We start from the raw sequence: 16,027 nt of genomic DNA, 5'->3' as shown, positions 1-16,027 counted from the left end.
AGAAAGCAACCATGGCGGACCTCCGACTCCAAGTGATCATGACCGCGCTCGACAAAGTCACCGGTCCGCTCAAAAAAATACAGGCCGCAGCATCGCCGACCGCGAAAGCCATCAAAGCGACCAGTGACCGGCTCAAAGAACTGGGTGGCCAGCAAAAGAAACTCAATGCATTTTTAGAACTCAAGCGCGGCCTTAAAACCACGTCGGTCGAACTACGCAATGCGCAGCAGCACGCCAAAGCCATCGGCGACCAGTTAGGCACGCTGACCGCCCAAGCGTCCCCAGCGGCGGCGGCCGTCAAGAAACTCAGCACCGAATACAAGAAGTCACAAGCAGTGGTGGAGAAACTCAAGACGACCTACCGCGCTAATCTGGAGACCAATAAACAACTCAACACCGCGCTCACCGCCACCGGCATGAGTACCAAAAATTTGAGCAACGCACAGGTATGGCTCAAAGACAGCGTGGCCTATGCCAACGCCGAATTAGCGGCGCAACAAAAGAAACTGACCAGCATTGCACGACAGCAAGAGCGCATGGGCGCAGCACGGCAGCGCCTGCATACGACCCGTGCCACCGCAGGAAATGTCGCCATGGCGGGCGCAGGCATGACCGCCGCAGGCGTGGCCAGCGGCATGCCCATCCTTAAAACGGTCAAGGACTTCATGCGCTATGAGGACAGCATGGTCGGGATTGCCAAACAGGTCGACGGCGCACGCGATGGCAATGGCAAACTGACTGCCACCTATTACGCCATGGGTAGCGCGATGCGCGAACTGGCGACCCGGATTCCGATGGCGACGACGGAACTGATTGACCTGACCGTGGCCGGTGCACGCATGGGGATCCAGGGCAAAGACAATCTGCTGGCCTTCACCACCAACAATGCCAAGATGGCCACCGCCTTCGAGATGCCTGCGGGTGAAATCGGCGACCAGATGGGCAAGATCGCAGGGATTTTTAAGATTCCAATCCAGAGCCTCGACAAGCTCGGAGACGCGATCAATTATCTGGACGATAACGCGATCTCCAAGGGGGCCGATATCATTGGTGTGTTACAAGGCGATCTGGCCGGTGCCGCGTCCACCATCGGCCTGTCGGTAAAAAATGCCGCTGCCTTGGCGTCCACGCTGCTAACACTGGGCGAATCCCCTGAACGGGCCGATACCGCCTCGTCCGGCATGCTGCGCCAGTTGCAAATAGCGAAAATGAATCCTGAACGGTTTCAGGTCGGTGCCAGGATGATCGGCATGAGCAGTAAAGATTTACAACTTGGCATGATTACCGATGCGCAGAAGACCATCCTGACGGTGCTCGATAAAATCAACGCACTACCGACCGAATCCAAGATGGAAGCGGTGACCCGTTTATTCGGCAAAGACTGGGGCGGCGCAATTGCCAAGTTAGCCGGAGGCGTCGGCGAATACCGACGACAACTGGAACTGGCCAACGGCGAAGCCGCCAAGGGCAGCATGGACCGCGAGTTTCAGGCGCGGCTCGATACCTTATCGGCCAAATGGCAACTTTTACAAAACAAAGTATTCGGCTTCTCGGCCATGACCGGCAGCACCTTAAAACCGGCACTGACCGACATCATGGAGACGGTCGGGCGCGTAACCGAACGCCTGTCCGTATGGATTGAGGCGAACCCGCAACTGACGGGTACGCTCCTCAAAATTGCCGCCGTGCTGGCCGTCATACTGGTGGTGCTGGGCGTGCTGGCACTCGGTATCGCTGCCATACTCGGCCCGTTTGCGATCATGCGCTTTGTGCTGAGTGCCATCGGGTTACAAGGCGGGATCGTGATCCCGGTATTAAAAGGCATCGGTGCGGCATTGTTGTTCGTCGGTGGTGCAATGAAAGGCGCGTTCCTCTTTCTACTGACCAATCCCATCGGCTTGACCATCTTAGCGATTGTGGCGGCGCTAGCGGCACTCGCAGGAGCGGCCTATCTGATCGTCAACAACTGGACGTCGATTAAGAGCGTGTTATCCGATGCGTGGGCAGGCATTGCCGCCGTGTTTAGCGGTGGTATCGGTGCCATCAGCGCCCGCATTCTGAACTGGTCGCCGGTCGGATTGTTCTATCGGGCGTTCGAGGGCGTGCTGCGCTGGTTCGGGATCGATCTGCCCGCCACCTTTACCGGTTTTGGTGCCAACATCATGCACGGCTTAGTCAACGGCATGTCCGGCGCACTGGGGGCAGTCAAAACGACGATCACCGGCGCGGGGGAAAACGTCATTGGCTGGTTCAAAGACAAGCTCGGCATCCGAAGCCCGAGTCGGGTGTTTGCGGCATTGGGTGACGACACGATGCAAGGCCTCGCCCTTGGTCTGCAACGCAGCGAAGACGCACCGGTCAGGCAGATCGGTACTATGGCAAAACGCCTAACCCAACTCGGCGCGGGTATTGCCATCGGTGCTGCCGCCATCCCCGCGATGGCGTTTGATACCCGCCCACCAATGGCAGCGCGTGGTAGCAACAGCGGCACCGTGTTCCAGGGCGACACGATCCAGATCATCATCCAGACCACACCCACCATGGATGGCAACGCGATTGCGCAAGCGGTGGCACAAGCACTCGACCAGCGCGACCGCGAAAAGCGCGCACGCCAGCGTTCCAGCCTGCATGACTACTAACCCATTACAAGAAAGCACACCATGATGATGGCCCTCGGCATGTTCGTCTTCAGCCTCCCCACGCTGGCCTATCAGGAACTCCAACGCCAAACCGAATGGAAACACGTCAGCAACGCCCGTGTCGGAGCGCGTGACGCGTTTCAGTTCACCGGCAAGGGCGACGACACCATCACGCTCTCCGGCTGGATAGCGCCCGAACTGACCGGCTCGCTCTATGCGCTCGATGCATTACGCCTGATGGCCGACACCGGCAAGTCATGGATACTGATTCAGGGAACCGGACGGATTTATGGTGCCTATATCATCACCAGCATGACCGAAGGCAAAACCCACCTCGGCAGCGACGGCAATCCGGGCCGCGTCGAGTTTGCGATCACGCTCAAATGCACCGACGACGATGTGCGCAATACGTTGCGCAATCTGGGCAACATCGGCACGCTGCGCGATATGCTCACCCTTGATGGGCTGGCCAACAACGTGAACGTGGTCAATGGGATAGGCGGCTTGCTCAGTGGACTCGTCACCCGATGACCGATCTTATCCCTGATTTCCGTGTCACCTTAGATGGCCGTGACCTGACCGCCATCATCCATCCGCGCCTGATCAGCCTCACGCTGACCGAATGCCGCAACGAATCAGCCGACCAGCTCGACCTTGCGCTCGACGATACCGACGGTCAACTAGCGATTCCCTCCAAAGGCGCAAAGATCCATTTACACATCGGCTGGAAACATAGCGGCCTGGTCGACAAAGGCACCTTTACCGTGGATGAAGTCGAACACAGCGGCGCACCCGATACCATCACGTTACGCGCCCGCACGGTGAATCTGATCGACACCTTCCGGCGAGTCGAAGAACATAGCTTTCATGACACCACACTGGGTGCAATCATTGAAATGATCGCGTTCCGACAGCAACTCACTGCGGGCATCGCGGAGGCACTGCGCAACGTTGCTATCAAGCATATCGATCAGACGCGGGAGAGTGATGCGGCCTTTCTGCGCCGTCTCGGCAAACGCTACGACGCGGTCGCCACCGTGAAAAACGATACGCTGATCTTTATGCCCGCCAGCCGCAGTCAGACTATGTCCGGTAAACCATTACCCCCAATCGATATCACGCGCCAACTCGGTGACAGCCACCGCTATCACAGTGCCGAACGCGATAGCTATACCGGTGTACGGGTGTTCTGGCAAGACGACAAGCAAGTCCTGCGTCGTAGCGTGGTGGCGGGGACAGCAGGCAACGCCAAACGCCTGCGCACCACCTATGCCAACGAAGCGGATGCCCGCACGGCAGCGGTCGCCGAATGGCTGCGCATCCAGCGCGGACTGGCAACGTTTGAACTGACACTGGCGGTAGGCAATCCGGAATTTATGCCACAGTCACCGGTCACGGTATCGGGCTTTAAAGCAACCATCGATAGCGTGGACTGGCTGACAGCGAAAGTCACGCACAGCATCGGCAGCAATGGCTTTACCACAGCCATCGAACTGGAAACCAAAACGGAAGAAGCGGAAATGGAACGCGAAGAGCAGAGTGATCCGGATGAAGGGATCACCGGCGTTACCGCAGCGTGGCACGATAAGGTCAGCAAGCGTCAAGGGGAGGAACTGGCGGGCGCTCGTGGCAATACGAAAGCACTACAACACCTCTACGTCAGCAAGCAAAGCGCTTCCCGTGCCGCCCAACTCGAATGGGAAAAGATACGGGAGCGGCGGGAGATTATTGAAGAAAATAGCCGGCAACAAGGCATTCGTTGAATGAATGCAATATACCGGTTTCTTTTGTGTGGTAGTTCGGATCTGCCGCGGAAGCAAGAACTGAAAAAATAACATAAACCCTTATGCGGCATGGTCCTGTTGATTATTGATATCCATAATGTATACGAATATAAATACAAAAATATTTGCTTGATTTTTATTAATATGGATTGCCAAGCGTTAAAAATCCCCTTTACGGGGCTTGTGTCTTGAAACAAAGAGTTACCAACTTGTTGTTATGAGAATTTGCGACGCCTGCCCATGAAGCCCATCAAACCGAGGCCACCCAGCAGCAGGGTGTAGGTACCCGGTTCAGGAACTGGCAAACTTGGTTCCATTTCTAGAGACGTGATTTTGCTGGAAATATGCATTTGACTTCCATCGCTTTGGCGAAGCCAAGTGTAGTCAACATCTGCATAGCTGAAGCCCGATAGAGGCAACGTTCGTGGAACTGCTGCGCTGCTAAATACTTGTCCTGATGAGTCAAATAAGTTGAGAGTCATAGATTGAAACGTGAGCGGGGAGTAGGCCGCCCCAGTACCTAAATAGAACACATCCCATCCTGAAAACGATGAAGCATTATCAGCGACTTGAATTAAACCATCAGAAACAGAATTATATACAAACATGCTTTTATCAAATGTCAATGTTGAAGACATGGGTCCATAGTAAAGGACGTAACTGCCTTGCGCCTGAGCAGGCGGCTGATAATAAGGTGAAAGGACGGTAGCCGTATCATACGAAAACGTCCCATGGGCTGTATCACCATTGGAAAATGCCACTCCTGACATAGAACTTGATGTCACATTTGTAATTGCCTTCGTGGTCCCATTGTATTCAAACATCGATGTTATGGTATCGGTGAAATCGTAGGTCACAAGAGTCGCGTGAGCGGCGGAACTGGCGGCTATCACAGTTGCCAGCAACGTAAATTGTAAGACGGTTTTCATTGCAATCCTGTTTCTTAATAAATACTGAATTTAAAGTCTTTTTCAATATGTAAATATCGAGTGGACTCGTATGCCACAGTGGTGAGTCTGGTTTGAGCCTTTTAACCGCCGCTAACAGAAAGTAACTAGACCCCACTTTATTTTTCACAATCAAAATATGGCTGCTAATCTAACTAAATTTATATTAGTTTTAAAAAATGATAAAAAGCCTACTAATTGTTATATTTTCTGACAATCAACGTCAACAGCCCGCTATTTAGACGCTCAGACCCGCGAAAGTGATTCGGCGTTTCGGCAGAAGTTACGACGTGATTGGCAGTGGGAAATACGGAACTGATGCAGCAATCACCGATCACGGTATCCGGCTTTAAAGCGGCGATAGACAGCGTCGAATGGCTGACAGCGAAAATGACGCACAACATCGATGGCAGTGGCTTCACTACCGCTATCGAACTGGAAACCAAAACAGAAGAAGCGGAAGCAGAACGCGAAGAGCAGACCGATCCGGATGAAGGGATCACCGGCGTCACGGCAGCGTGGCACGATAAGTTCAGCAAGCGTAAAGGGGAGGAACTGGCGGGCGCTCGTGGCAATCCGAAAGCACTGCAACACCTCTATGTCAGCAAGCAGAGCGCCACCCGCGCCACCCAACTCGAATGGGAAAAGATACGTGAGTGGCGGGAGATTATTAAAGAAAATAGCCTTCAGTAAATATGTATGGTTAATGAGCCGAGGATTCGAAATCCCTGTCTCAAAGCATGCACCTTTACGCGGCACCGTCCTAGAACGTCAAGCTAGTAGATTGCAAAGCGGCCCATGCGAGTTGCACTATTACAAAGTGACCGCAATCTTAAATCCATCTATTTATATATCCATAAAATTGCTGCGTGACGAATTAAACCAGACATACTACGTAACTTGTATTGTTCTATACGATTGATTTTCACCTATCCCGACTTCTAATAATTTATCCATAACTTGATGCATGACAGTATCGTCGGCCGTAGACAGTGTTGCACCGGCGGCAAAAGGAAGGCGTGGTACTGGACTAAAGAATTTGGTCTCCCAGTGCGACCAAATGCCCTTGATGTGTTGGGTACCGGGGAATAACGCGACAATCGCCAAAATTTGTTCACTTTTAATTGTTCGAGAAGCAGCGTCGAATACTCCTGTGTCAACAAAATATTTATCGATTAACTCAGGAAGGCTGCGGTTTTTGACGGTTCCTTGCGTACTGTACTTTGCATCCAGAATGAAGAATTTTACATGTTCACCGACATGTAGTCGGATGACAAAGTCAGGTCGCCACCAATAATAGCTATTGCTATACACGTGTCGTAAATCCACCAAGTCATTGTGTGCGGTATTTTTTGAAAATGGAGCAATCGGAACGTCGTAAAATAAGGACACTTGGGAGGTGCCATTATTAAAGTCAACTTGCTCTGGAATTAAGCTGTCTTCACCAGCTTGAGGTTTTGCATGAACCAACTCCCAGTTACGTTGTTGGAAGTACTCAAGTAATTTAAACAAAACAAAGTATTCATAGATTTTCGAAACAGTTCGTAGCTTTAAAAGTAGGTGTAATCCGACTAATGATGGAGCGCCTAAGCCATACCATTCATGAATTTGCTCGAATAAGCTACGATACACCCTAGAGGACCGCACAAAGGGGGTAATGACCGGTTGTAGTTCACCTTTTAATTCAATTTTCAGATCTTTACGAAAATAACGCAATAGATCATCAAGTTGCATCAAAAGAGTAGTACAACGTAATTGCATACTACCAATGGTCACCCGTGCCAAGACCTCGGTTAAAGATTCGTGTTCACGGTCATGGGATGAAACGCCATGCACACCTCGCCCAACATTAATCAGATTATTAAGCGCTTCAATGCCACATCGAATGGAATAGATGCCTCCTACAATCACCGAATTTTCAAATACGTTAGCTGTATTGACCATTGATGTCACGTCAAGACCGCTGATCAAGAAATGCCTTCCTTGAATAAAAATATCTCCTTCCCCTGCCACGGAAACTAAAACATCAAGATGACTCAATACGTCAAATGGATCAATAAGATCTTGATGTGATCGAGCGTGCCACATGGGGATTTTTTGAGGAACAAGCCGCTTGCGCAATTGATGCTGAAGTTCCAGACGACTATTTAATAATGTGCTAACAAATCGTTCTGCGGTTGATAGCGTCGTTTCGGGGTCGGCATTACCTATACCTTTAGATCCGGTCGGAAGTGTTGACCGCGCTAAGCAGACACGAATTAATGAATCGCTGTGTGAATAAAGATAGCGAATCATTTCTTCAATTTGGTGAGCCTGTAGCTTATGAATAAGAACGTCAAAGGTAAGGATTTTGGTTATTGAGCCACATTGACAACGCACCATTGACAGACCGAATACCTCGCGAAATAGCGGCCCGCGGCGAGTCACATAGAGCGCATTTTGTTCAATAATAATCGATTCCTCAAATCCAACCTTATAGTCTTCCACATATAGAACGGGCGGTTCAATACCAATAGGTGTTTTCAAGAAAAATTGAACGTCGTCACGCTCTCGAACCGCAATGTTTTCGCCGGGCTGCCAAGTAATCGGTAACCCGTTAAGTTGGATTGTTATCGTAAAGTCCATTGATGTTACCAACAAAAGAAGTCATAGGAATGTAATTCCGCAGCACCGAAATTAATCATTCTTGTCAGATACTGTTCCGATCTTGTTAGTTTCTGCTCTTTAAAAATATTCAACAATGCTTCTAAGCGCTTAGCGAATTTAGTACCTGCGCCACGAATCAATGGCAAGACGTGCTGCAATACAGCGTAATCGAGGGCTATTAAGTCACTGTCAAAATTCATTAGCGCGCGCGCCTTATGACAATATTGGCGCATCGAATTTTCTTTACGTATTGAAATGATAATGGGCCGTCCCCTCTCGGAGGCCGGATCTAATAGCACTTGACGAATGGATTTAAAGATTGGGTCTTCCATCTCGTTAAATGCAGGAACCATCGCCTCATTTCCAAATAGCAATTCCATGTCTGAAGAAGATAAGGGAAAGACGTTTGCTAAATCTTGTACCGCGACGGTATCGTCCTGAAATAGTGTGTGGTTTTCCATTACAATAAAAGGAGCGCGATCAATTGTACGTGGGCTCAATGGTTCAGTTGTACCGTCGTGATTTATAGTTGCCAGAAACCGCAAGTAGGGAGGGATGACCACATTATCATTGCCTAGCGTCAACGACTTCACCCCATCGCTATCTGTCATTCCAAAAAAAGCAGACCAATAATGTTCAATTGGGCTCAAATTGGCTTCATCCAGCAGGATATATGCCATTGGCGAGACGATACTCTCTTCACTTTCATTTTTTAACGCCAGTAAGAATTCGTACATACCAGAATTAGAAGCTTGAAATTTATTCACCAGCGGATTATAGAAACCGATTAGATCCTTCTGACTCGTCCAGCCCCGGCCAACCGATATTTCATTAAATCGAGATTTAAGAAACTGCGAAGATGCCAAGAGACGCGATAATGATGTTTTTCCGGCACCAGGTAAGCCAGAGAGAAATGTAATAAATGATTGTTGAGTGCAAATGAGGAGATTTGCTACCTGGATTGAAGGAACATACCGTCCACGAGCTGCTAAAGAACACTCGATCGATGAACAAACACGCTCCTGCTCTGACCGTAAATTATTTCGATTAATAGCGCTGACTATATCAATCTTTACTATTGGCAATGACTTACTCGTAATCGACGTATATCCGTTAATGGCTTTAACCATTGGGGTCATGATGGAAAGTTTTTTACTGATCTTGTCCTCACTATCACTATATTCTCGTTGTAGTTCGTGTATCGTCTTTCCAATTTCATTCTTAAGGACAATCATTCGCTCATAGTCTCGATCAGCTTCCGAAGTTTTACGCTTGATTGATTCCAGATTGGCTAATGCAATATCAGTTTGAGCTAACTTTTTTAATTTATCCTCAAGTTGTGTAATCTCATCTTTTTTCTTATTAAGTAGTTGATCATATTCAGCGTGGATTAATTGAGAATCTGCTGCTGTTATTTGTGGAAGTTTCTTTTTTTCCTCACGTGCATTTTCTAACTCCAATGTGGCCTGTTTTTTCTGATCATTGATTTCACGCAATCGCTCACTAGCTTGCCGTAACTCATCAGAAATTTTTACAGTTTCTTCTGTAATATGCAATTTCTGCTTTTCGATCAACGCCGACAAATATTTATCGCTATGACGTGCAACGTGGCTCTTGACAATAATTTCACCATTCTCGCTATTTAGATATTCTCCCAGCAATTTAGTGACATCCTCTTGACTGTTAATAATCGTCGCGGCAAGGTTATTAAATCGGTCCCAACGCGTTTTAATTAAGGGCTTAGCCGTTGCCTTGGCTTGTATTTCTAACGCCTTCAAACTGCGCTTGTCCAGTGCAGAAGTTTTAAATGCACTAGCTTGCTTGCCACAGTAATGAATTATTTCAAGATCAGACGCGTAGTCATAAAATCCGCCGCCTTGGATAACTGTTGCCAGGTCATGTAAGTAGGTTCGATTGACATCAGTATCAAGAAGTTGCTTGTCATACTGAGCATCCTGTAACTGATAAATTTGCCCATGCTCTAATGGCCGTCCTGGCAATGGTGCTGTTGAAAGAGCTAAAATTATTGAGTCATTGTCGGGATTAATTTCCCACTCGAAAGGACCAAAGCAACCATTATTTGGAGATTTTACGAATATATACTTTACGCTAGGTGTGATTGTTAGAGATTCAATTACTCTATTGTTACAGTCTGGTAGTTCGGAAAATATCACTTCCATTAATACTTTTGGCACTAACCGCTCTGCCTTTTTTCCATGCGCCACATACTTACATGCATTGGTTTGATCAACTTTTTCACTTTGAAAAACACTTACAATTACAGGAATCTTAAAAAGTTCGAATTCTTTATATTTACTATCAATTTCGTCGTAGGAGGACGTGATAAAAACTTTACCGGTAGGACAGAAATTTTCGTTTGTAATTTCCGTTAAGCCCATTGAATCGAGCTTAAATATAGGCTTGATGCTTCCATGATTGGGATTTTCCTTGGAATATAATTTATAAGCTATAACGAAAAATTCTTCTTGATCCATAAATACTTTCTTTTAGGGGAGTTTTTAGACCGTCTCGTTTTTAATGCGTAATCACATTGTTGCGGCAGTTGGAAGGGTGTCAGGCCAGCGGCAGCGGTTACTGCTGTTGGACGGCTAAACAAAGGTTAGGGGAACTTCAAAACGTTTTGAGTATGAAAAACCCGTAGCGGTAGAGCTTTTTCCCCGAATGTACGAAGCCAGCAAGCACTACTTCCGTGCCATGGACCGGAGAAAAAAGAGTTTTCATAACTGGGCTAATCCCGGCCCGTTGTGATATTAACGAGCATCTACCGTCCCGCCACAGTAATTGCTTATCATGGCAAAGCACTAACTTAGGTGATCTTAGCGGGCAAAATTGTGCGAAAACTGACAGATGCTGACTTTCAGAAAAATTGAGTCAACTTTGCATTTTCAATTACGACCATGGGACTAGGTGATGCAAGTGTTTGATTGGGTACGCGGCGTTGAACGGCAATAAAAGCCATCACATTAGCGAATCCGCGATCTTTCAATCTTTTGCCATTGCGGCGCGAGATTCTTACCGGGACTTAAACATTCTAAAATTTGGCCGGTGACCAGCACCTTGGCGCTCCCTACGGGATAGTCTTTGCGCTCTACCGTGCAAACCAATAGCGGCGGCATGACCCCTGCATCTGCGTCTGGCGATATCTGATACATCGCCCAACTGCTGATCAAGGTTAAAACAACCAGGACGATGGACAGGGGCTTATCAAGAAGGTGGGATTGATGTACATCACAGATAACTACTTGGCCAACATCCCCTTGGAATGCTGGCCTATCGCTGGCCAATAGACGGTCACTCTGGAATAGTATTTTTCTTTTTTTTCCGACCACCCATGTTAAACGTTTGGGGAGCGTTTATTCCGCCAACAATTTGTTGACCAACTTTTCCATGATTAATAAAGGCTGGTGATTCCGGCGGTTGTTTAGGATCGCTCAAACCATCAATCATACCGAGTACACCCGCTTTACCGCGAATGTCTAAAGCACGATAGCTTGCTACAAGCTCACTTTCTTCTGCTGCCAAAGTTGCTGCCCCGATCTTTCCGGTAAGCACGTATTGCACATCCACACCGGCCTCAGCAATCGCAGCCAAATAAGAAGAATCTGGATTTCGGGTACCGTTTTCATAATTAAACTGGGCACCTTTTTTAACTCCACCGATAGCCGCAAATTCGTCTTGGTTAAGGCCTAAGCGCTTCCGTTCAAGCCTTAATCTATCAAAAATATTACTCATTTAAATAATAAACCTATTAAATCACTCAAATGAGTGATATATTTGAGCCATTCCTAGCAATGACAAATTCTACACCATGAAAATACAACAAAAACTTAGTCGCTCACCAAAAGGCATTCTGGGCGGCCCGCTATACCTTCGTCTTAGGACCGAAGAGATGGCCCGCGTCGAGCAACATGCCGCTGCCGACAATCGGTCCCGTGCTAATTTCTTACGTATCGTGACGTTGCTCGGTCTGGACGCGTACGAGAAAGAAACCGCCCGTTTGTCCGATCTCTCCACCCAGTTGGCCTCTTCCAGTCATCCATAAAGGACGCGTCATGTATCCCGACACCAAGCGCATTCGCCACAACCGGCTGACTCTTCGTTTTGATGATTACGAGCATGACCTGATTCAGGCACTTGCCAATTATCAGGGCGAACAGCCGTCCACCTTGCTACGCCAGATGATACTGCGCGAAGCGGCGTTCGCATTAGGCCTTGGCGACAAGGACATAGTAGTCGGCAATGCGGCCTAAACCGAGACCGCAGTGCGCTAACAAAGAGCCGACGAAAAGATGCCAGATCAAGAAATTATCGTGACCGATGCAGAACATGACTTGTTGGATCGTGTGCGCCAGCAGCAAGGGCTGCACAGTGTGGAGCAAGCGGCAGAGTGGCTGGTGAAGTCGCGCATACGTAAGCAATCGAAGCAGATATCCGGCAGAGGCCGGGCGCTGTATGCGGTGGACAGGAAGCCATTATGAGAGTCATCAGTTTGCCTTGCCCCCATTGCGGCGAACGGGTGCGGGCCGCTAAAAGCCGCACGATGTCCAACCTAATGAAAGAGATCACGTACATGTGCCAGAACCCGGAATGTGGTCACACCTTTGTGGCGAGTCTCGAAGTATTGCGCACGTTATCGATGTCCGCGATTCCGAACCCGGATGTACGGATTCATTTGTCGCAGCACGTCCGTAATGCTTGCGCTAATCAACTCGCTTTATTCAAGAGTGAATGAGGACACCATGACCGCTCACCACATTACCGCGCCGCCGTAATCTTCCGCTAGCGCGCTTCCCTTTTTACGTTGTACCCGGTCATGCCTGACATCAGGCATGCGGGATTTTTTCGCCCTTAAATAAGGAAAGCACGATGGAATATGTGAATACCCCAGTACTGCAGGATCAGGACAGCACGAAAAAAATGGCGTTAGCGTGCGCTAAATATAGCGTCATAACCATCCTGTGGGTGGTCCAGGGCTTCCAGCTCATCGATCATATTGAGTTCAACCAATTGATAGATGGCATCCATAAACAGCGTCAGTCCGGTGACGCCGATAACACGGTAGATCTCGCCCTGTTCGTTACGGATGCCGATGATCATTCGTTCTTTTCTGACGGTACTTATTTCCAGGGAATGCGGTTTAAGTTTGTTGAGAATTTCAGCGTCAAATTTCCCAATTTGTTGAGTGGCGATGAGGGTAGTTTTCAAGAGATACCTTCCGTTGTTTTAAAAGACGTACCACGACCAGACTTGGCCAGGTACGCACGCAAGTATATCCGCAAGGAAACTATGTTCAAGAAAACAGCTCACGTGATAGCTGACTCCCTATGAAAACCCATCTTAAAACTTTTGGCTCCGGCCTGTTGTGTGGCTTCGTCATGTTTGCCCCGGCCTTTGCGGTCGCGCTCGGTTGGGTTAAGGGCTAGGCCATGTTCGCCAAAAGTACCCATGCCCTCCTGATAGACAAACTGGACCTGCGTAACTGGTTCATGTCCCGAACTCATTTGTTAAGCGACAGCCATCGCATCGCGGTCGGTGAGGTACTCAATGAACAGCTGGCGCTGTACATGGCGCGGCTGGGCGGCATGGCGGGGGTCTGGTGATGGGCGTCTCGCTGATTGATCACCATCCGTCGTTTATGCCGGTCACAGACTTGTTTGCCGTGTGGGATGACGCAACGGCCACGCTGACTACCCCGGATCATGCGCGGGCCAATCTGCTATTAGCGCGGCAGCAGATTAAAACCCGTCAGGATGGATCGCGCTTGCAGCGCCTGACCGCGCAATCGTGGGGAACGACACCCGAACACGCACGGCGCTATGTGCTGTTTGTGGCTGGCCTGTCAATGACACGGTGGGAGAGTCCGATTCATTCTTTTAAGCCATCGGAACGGGCCGCCATTAAGGCGGCGGTCGTGGCCTCGGTCGGTATGTTTGAACGGGTGATGCATGCAGTCTAAACACGTCGTTCTGCCTGCCCGTCAACGGCATTTGACCTTTTTACAATCGGAAGGATTTGCGCCGGAATTAGCGCGGTTGCCTTACAAGTGGCGCAAGCGCGTCATCGGTCAGGCACTCGACAAAATGGCGTGGTCCTCCTGGTACAAAATTTATGAGTCGGTGGCGACGGACTTTGTTCGTGAGTTTGCTGACCGCTATGTGCCTGCTGGCCTCGATCTGTCGCAGCACGATGCGGACATTGTGGCGACGGCCAAGAAAGCGGCGGCGCATGTGGTCGAGGCGCTATGGGGCGCGCAATCGGACCTGCATGCGTTGCAGGTCATCCGCTGTGAATGTGCCGAGTACGGGATCGATGCACCGGAATTTGACGAACTCAAAGATGTGATCGCACGGGCGGTGAATCCGCACTGGTGGCGCGGTCAGTTACGTAAGCGCATCGGTCGGGCCTTTGAGGCGGGCAACATCCGCCTCGGCTATGTCCACTATCACGGCGAACCCTATGCCAGCCACGACACGGTGATCGCCCGAATGGCGCAAAACCGCCGTAACGAACTGGCGCTGGACGGCCAGAAATTAGAAAACGAACTCGGTCAGCAATTCACGCTGGCTGAACTGGCCGGTACCACCACGGCAAATAAAGCGATACGACGAGGAGAGTTAATGCTGCGATTAAATGGCTTTGAAACCATCGCAAAAGAACTGGGAGATGAAGGCTTGTTTGTGACGTGGACGTGTCCTTCTCACTTTCATGCGACGTTGCATAGTGGCAAGCCGAACCCGAAATTTAGCGGGGCGACACCCCGCGAAGCGAATGCGTACCTACAGAAAGTAACAGCGCGTTTCCGATCGGCACTGGCACGGCGCGGGATTGGGTTGTATGGCTTTCGGATTGCCGAACCGCATCATGACGCCACGCCCCATTGGCACATGCTGTTATTTGTGCGACCGACCGCCAGGTATAAAACGACGCACATTGTGGATGTGGCCAGTCGCGCCACGCGTCTGATGAAGCGCTACGCGTGGACCGCTGAACGGGGCGAACCGGGTGCGTTTGAGCGTCGGCTGGAAGTCGTCCGGATTGATTGGAACAAAGGTAGCGCAGCCGGATATATCGCGAAATATGTCGCCAAGAATATCGACGGCGCACATGTGGGCGACCATAAAACCAAGGATGGCTATGTTGTAGTGCCGGATTGCGTCGGCGACTTAGAGCTGGTCCCGTCGGCAAGGATTGAAGCATGGGCCGCATGTTGGGGCATTCGCCAGTTTCAGCAATGGGGCGGCGCGCCGGTCACGGTCTGGCGTGAGTTGCGTCGCATCAAAGACGACATGCTGGTGGAAGCACCGGAACCGATGAAGCGTGCATGGAATGCTGTGCAAAAGATCGAAGGCGAAAAGCGCGCTGACTTTGCGGAGTATATGCGGGTACAAGGTGGTCCCATCGTCCCACGTAAAGATCTGGTCATCACGCTGGCCAAGGATGTGACCACCTGCATCGGACGCTATGGCGAGACGATCAAGTCGACGCCATACGGTGTGCATTGTGCGGCGTTGTTTGGGGTGGTGTTTAAGTCGGTGCGACACATCTGGACGCCGGTCGCATCGGCTGCCACCGCATGCGACGGGGCGGCAGTTGCCCTTCCTCGGACTCGTGTAAATAACTGTACGCACCCCGAACCGGCACCGAGAGAAAAACAGCCGGACTGGTCGTTTCCTGATGTGAGTAAATTCCCTCCGGAGGCCAGATCCGCGCTCATTGATGCCTGGGCAGCCCTAAAAGCCTGCCCGTATCCCCGAATTTTTGATGAAAGGAAAGAGTGATGAAATTGCTAATGCAGACCTGCGTCTTTTTATTTATGGTGTTTGCGGCTTGGGGGATTTCTGACGTGCTGAGTTTGATCTTGGATCGATGGAAACTGCGTTTCAACTTTCTGATTAATGTGGTGTTGACTGTGGCCGTGGGGCTCAGCCTGTGGGTCGGGATGTTATGGGGAGCGATTAGTGAATAATGCAACTTCTGGAAATAAATCGCC

Annotated in this window: 17 protein-coding genes; 12 read left to right on the top strand and 5 right to left on the bottom strand. The window is 49.9% G+C overall.

Translation table 11 applies throughout. From position 1 onward, the window contains the following. Positions 1–38 precede the first annotated feature (38 nt). From RGU75_RS13585 to RGU75_RS13575, 3 genes are read left to right on the top strand one after another with little or no spacing between them, the layout of a single operon-like run. A complete protein-coding gene (locus tag RGU75_RS13585) occupies positions 39–2,639 on the top strand; it encodes a phage tail tape measure protein (protein ID WP_322236747.1) in 2,601 nt (866 codons plus the stop codon). A 21-nt stretch (positions 2,640–2,660) separates the two neighbouring features. Beyond that, a complete protein-coding gene (locus RGU75_RS13580) occupies positions 2,661–3,170 on the top strand; it encodes a phage tail protein (RefSeq protein WP_322236745.1) in 510 nt (169 codons plus the stop codon). Then, complete coding sequence (locus RGU75_RS13575; RefSeq protein ID WP_322236743.1) at positions 3,167–4,402, top strand: phage late control D family protein; 1,236 nt, start codon at positions 3,167–3,169, stop codon at positions 4,400–4,402. Before RGU75_RS13580 ends, RGU75_RS13575 begins: the two co-directional genes overlap by 4 nt. 236 nt (positions 4,403–4,638) lie before the next feature. Here the strand turns inward: RGU75_RS13575 and RGU75_RS13570 are convergent, their stop codons facing one another. Then, positions 4,639–5,352, bottom strand: a complete 714-nt coding sequence (locus tag RGU75_RS13570) for a PEP-CTERM sorting domain-containing protein (RefSeq protein WP_322236741.1) — start codon at positions 5,350–5,352, stop codon at positions 4,639–4,641. A 318-nt stretch (positions 5,353–5,670) separates the two neighbouring features. On the opposite strand from RGU75_RS13570, the gene RGU75_RS13565 reads away from it, so the two are divergent. Then, on the top strand, positions 5,671–6,063 hold the full coding sequence (locus tag RGU75_RS13565) for a hypothetical protein (protein ID WP_322236739.1): 393 nt from the start codon (positions 5,671–5,673) through the stop codon (positions 6,061–6,063). 198 nt (positions 6,064–6,261) lie between these two features. Here the strand turns inward: RGU75_RS13565 and RGU75_RS13560 are convergent, their stop codons facing one another. From RGU75_RS13560 to RGU75_RS13550, 3 genes are all read right to left on the bottom strand, one after another. Then, entirely contained in the window at positions 6,262–7,995 is a 1,734-nt protein-coding gene (locus RGU75_RS13560; protein WP_322236737.1) for a hypothetical protein, read from the bottom strand. A gap of 5 nt (positions 7,996–8,000) precedes the next feature. Beyond that, complete coding sequence (locus tag RGU75_RS13555; protein WP_322236735.1) at positions 8,001–10,511, bottom strand: hypothetical protein; 2,511 nt, start codon at positions 10,509–10,511, stop codon at positions 8,001–8,003. Positions 10,512–11,328: 817 nt separating this feature from the next. Beyond that, a complete protein-coding gene (locus RGU75_RS13550; protein WP_322236734.1) occupies positions 11,329–11,769 on the bottom strand; it encodes a helix-turn-helix transcriptional regulator in 441 nt (146 codons plus the stop codon). Between the two features lie 76 nt (positions 11,770–11,845). Between RGU75_RS13550 and RGU75_RS13545 the strand changes: the two genes are divergently transcribed. The 4 genes from RGU75_RS13545 to RGU75_RS13530 are packed head-to-tail and all read left to right on the top strand — an operon-like array spanning position 11,846 to position 12,769. After that, the gene (locus RGU75_RS13545; protein WP_322236732.1) at positions 11,846–12,079 is read left to right on the top strand and encodes a hypothetical protein; all 234 of its coding nucleotides are present in this window, start codon (positions 11,846–11,848) and stop codon (positions 12,077–12,079) included. Between the two features lie 10 nt (positions 12,080–12,089). Further along, the gene (locus tag RGU75_RS13540; RefSeq protein WP_322236730.1) at positions 12,090–12,287 is read left to right on the top strand and encodes a hypothetical protein; all 198 of its coding nucleotides are present in this window, start codon (positions 12,090–12,092) and stop codon (positions 12,285–12,287) included. Between the two features lie 39 nt (positions 12,288–12,326). Continuing rightward, entirely contained in the window at positions 12,327–12,515 is a 189-nt protein-coding gene (locus RGU75_RS13535; protein ID WP_322236727.1) for a hypothetical protein, read from the top strand. Beyond that, positions 12,512–12,769, top strand: a complete 258-nt coding sequence (locus RGU75_RS13530; RefSeq protein ID WP_322236725.1) for an ogr/Delta-like zinc finger family protein — start codon at positions 12,512–12,514, stop codon at positions 12,767–12,769. The genes RGU75_RS13535 and RGU75_RS13530 overlap by 4 nt, the downstream gene beginning before the upstream one ends. A 191-nt stretch (positions 12,770–12,960) precedes the next feature. Here RGU75_RS13530 and RGU75_RS13525 read toward each other — a convergent pair whose 3' ends face one another. Then, the gene (locus RGU75_RS13525; protein ID WP_322236723.1) at positions 12,961–13,242 is read right to left on the bottom strand and encodes a hypothetical protein; all 282 of its coding nucleotides are present in this window, start codon (positions 13,240–13,242) and stop codon (positions 12,961–12,963) included. A 221-nt stretch (positions 13,243–13,463) separates the two neighbouring features. Here RGU75_RS13525 and RGU75_RS13520 point away from each other — a divergent pair, with 221 nt between their 5' ends. Genes RGU75_RS13520 through RGU75_RS13505 form a run of 4 tightly spaced genes read left to right on the top strand, consistent with a single transcriptional unit; the run spans position 13,464 to position 16,003 of the window. After that, on the top strand, positions 13,464–13,637 hold the full coding sequence (locus tag RGU75_RS13520) for a hypothetical protein (protein WP_322236721.1): 174 nt from the start codon (positions 13,464–13,466) through the stop codon (positions 13,635–13,637). Beyond that, entirely contained in the window at positions 13,637–13,993 is a 357-nt protein-coding gene (locus tag RGU75_RS13515; RefSeq protein ID WP_322236720.1) for a hypothetical protein, read from the top strand. Before RGU75_RS13520 ends, RGU75_RS13515 begins: the two co-directional genes overlap by 1 nt. Further along, positions 13,983–15,815: a replication endonuclease gene (locus RGU75_RS13510; RefSeq protein WP_322236718.1), complete on the top strand. Its 1,833-nt coding sequence runs from the start codon at positions 13,983–13,985 to the stop codon at positions 15,813–15,815. The genes RGU75_RS13515 and RGU75_RS13510 overlap by 11 nt, the downstream gene beginning before the upstream one ends. Beyond that, positions 15,815–16,003: a hypothetical protein gene (locus RGU75_RS13505; protein ID WP_322236716.1), complete on the top strand. Its 189-nt coding sequence runs from the start codon at positions 15,815–15,817 to the stop codon at positions 16,001–16,003. The genes RGU75_RS13510 and RGU75_RS13505 overlap by 1 nt, the downstream gene beginning before the upstream one ends. Positions 16,004–16,027 lie beyond the last annotated feature (24 nt).

The organism is Glaciimonas sp. CA11.2 (assembly GCF_034314045.1).
Taxonomy (GTDB): Bacteria; Pseudomonadota; Gammaproteobacteria; order Burkholderiales; family Burkholderiaceae_D; genus Glaciimonas.
This window is presented reverse-complemented; position numbering and strand designations above follow the sequence as displayed.

What these genes read in the sequence shown, in the direction of transcription:
- RGU75_RS13585 (WP_322236747.1), top strand. Translation starts at nt 39, where the DNA reads ATGACCGCGCTCGACAAAGTCACCGGTCCGCTCAAAAAAATACAGGCC.
- RGU75_RS13580 (WP_322236745.1), top strand. Translation starts at nt 2,661, where the DNA reads ATGATGATGGCCCTCGGCATGTTCGTCTTCAGCCTCCCCACGCTGGCC.
- RGU75_RS13575 (WP_322236743.1), top strand. Translation starts at nt 3,167, where the DNA reads ATGACCGATCTTATCCCTGATTTCCGTGTCACCTTAGATGGCCGTGAC.
- RGU75_RS13570 (WP_322236741.1), bottom strand. Translation starts at nt 5,352, where the DNA reads ATGAAAACCGTCTTACAATTTACGTTGCTGGCAACTGTGATAGCCGCC.
- RGU75_RS13560 (WP_322236737.1), bottom strand. Translation starts at nt 7,995, where the DNA reads ATGGACTTTACGATAACAATCCAACTTAACGGGTTACCGATTACTTGG.
- RGU75_RS13555 (WP_322236735.1), bottom strand. Translation starts at nt 10,511, where the DNA reads ATGGATCAAGAAGAATTTTTCGTTATAGCTTATAAATTATATTCCAAG.
- RGU75_RS13550 (WP_322236734.1), bottom strand. Translation starts at nt 11,769, where the DNA reads ATGAGTAATATTTTTGATAGATTAAGGCTTGAACGGAAGCGCTTAGGC.
- RGU75_RS13545 (WP_322236732.1), top strand. Translation starts at nt 11,846, where the DNA reads ATGAAAATACAACAAAAACTTAGTCGCTCACCAAAAGGCATTCTGGGC.
- RGU75_RS13540 (WP_322236730.1), top strand. Translation starts at nt 12,090, where the DNA reads ATGTATCCCGACACCAAGCGCATTCGCCACAACCGGCTGACTCTTCGT.
- RGU75_RS13535 (WP_322236727.1), top strand. Translation starts at nt 12,327, where the DNA reads ATGCCAGATCAAGAAATTATCGTGACCGATGCAGAACATGACTTGTTG.
- RGU75_RS13530 (WP_322236725.1), top strand. Translation starts at nt 12,512, where the DNA reads ATGAGAGTCATCAGTTTGCCTTGCCCCCATTGCGGCGAACGGGTGCGG.
- RGU75_RS13520 (WP_322236721.1), top strand. Translation starts at nt 13,464, where the DNA reads ATGTTCGCCAAAAGTACCCATGCCCTCCTGATAGACAAACTGGACCTG.
- RGU75_RS13515 (WP_322236720.1), top strand. Translation starts at nt 13,637, where the DNA reads ATGGGCGTCTCGCTGATTGATCACCATCCGTCGTTTATGCCGGTCACA.
- RGU75_RS13510 (WP_322236718.1), top strand. Translation starts at nt 13,983, where the DNA reads ATGCAGTCTAAACACGTCGTTCTGCCTGCCCGTCAACGGCATTTGACC.
- RGU75_RS13505 (WP_322236716.1), top strand. Translation starts at nt 15,815, where the DNA reads ATGAAATTGCTAATGCAGACCTGCGTCTTTTTATTTATGGTGTTTGCG.